Source organism: Staphylococcus sp. HMSC65H10 (assembly GCF_001839185.1).
Taxonomy (GTDB): domain Bacteria; phylum Bacillota; class Bacilli; order Staphylococcales; family Staphylococcaceae; genus Staphylococcus; species Staphylococcus simulans.
Genome location: NZ_KV840342.1, coordinates 27416 through 28788 on the forward strand (window position 1 = coordinate 27416; position 1373 = coordinate 28788).

General features: G+C 31.6%; 2 protein-coding genes. Both read left to right on the top strand.

What is annotated here, in order from left to right:
* Positions 1 to 275: SH3 domain-containing protein (locus tag HMPREF3270_RS06400; RefSeq protein ID WP_176746716.1), on the top strand; the 275-nt coding region annotated here is incomplete at its 5' end.
* Positions 276 to 702: 427 nt separating this feature from the next.
* Positions 703 to 1263, top strand: a complete 561-nt coding sequence (locus HMPREF3270_RS06405; RefSeq protein ID WP_070867228.1) for a PBECR4 domain-containing protein — start codon at positions 703 to 705, stop codon at positions 1261 to 1263.
* The last annotated feature ends 110 nt before the right edge of the window (positions 1264 to 1373 follow it).

Sequence of the window (1373 nt, forward strand, 5' to 3'; positions counted from 1 at the left end):
GTACTTGGTGGAAAAATGAACAAGCTACATTCAAGAATGGTAATGAACCTATTCAAGTATGGCATGTCGGTCCATTCCGTATTAATGGTAATGAAGCAGGTAAATTGCCAGCAGGCACAAGTATTAATTATGATGAAGTAATGTTGCAAGACGGTCATGTTTGGGTGGGTTACGACGGCTTTGAAGGCGAACGACTCTATCTGCCAGTAAGAACATGGAACGGTGTCGCACCACCTAATCATGGTGTGGGCGAACTTTGGGGTAGTATCAGTTAAGAAAATGCGTTATAATACAAACGCAAGGGGTTTTACCTTGTAATAATAATATAAAATCATCTCTATACTTTTATTGAGGGTTACCTACGGGTAGCCCTCTTTTTTATTGGAAATAGGACTAAGTAAAGTGAACTAAATATAAAAATTTTGCTTGTTTTATTGAAAAAGTAAGACAAACGTATTATAGTTATATGTGAAGAAAGTCAACTCTCTATTCCGTTCTTTCTTCCTAACTGTTATATTCTTGTTTAGTTAGTCTATTTTGTAACTTTGATAAGTTATATACAATTAGGAGTGGATTGTATAGCCCGGCAGAGGCCTAATATCTGACTGTTGGTCCCGCAGGAGACTTCTTCCTTGCCATCCACTCATATACATAATCCCTACTAACTTTTTGTGAGTAGGGATATTTTTAGGAGTGATTTAAGTGAGTAAATCAGCATATTTGAGAATAAATGATGAAAATGATGTTGATTTACAAAACATCTTAAATGATTTTATTGCTTGTTTTTGTAAGGGATATTTCGAAGTAAAAACAAAGTACAAGAAAATACCTGTTTTTCGAATATCCTTTCATAGAAATAATTTGCCTCACTTGTTAGGGTTACATTATATTCATAAAGGTATTAGCGCTAAAAAAATATTAGGAAGAATATATGATGGAACAATTACTAAATCTACTATAAAAACTCATCACGAATATTCTAAGATTAAAGATCGTCTTATTAATTATAATTTTTTACACAAGTGTTTTATCGATAAAAAAATAAAAGTATGTGTAATAGTACGAGAAAACTCTGTAAATCCACAAAAGTTAGATATAGCTTTTATAGATGATAGAAATAATAATATTATGATCTTAGGGTTAAGGAAAGGTTACAATAGTGATTTTTATAGCCCTGCTACAATGTATGTTTTAGGAAAAAATAGCTCATATCTTCGTATGAGAAGAACATATATAACTGATATTAATTGGGAAAATAATTAAGATAATTTTAAATCATACTTAACAACTGTTAAGCGTACTTGAGGCAACTGTTGCGGCGGTTGCCTTATTTTTATGTTATAATATCAATATGAAATAGTTGTTCCATGAAA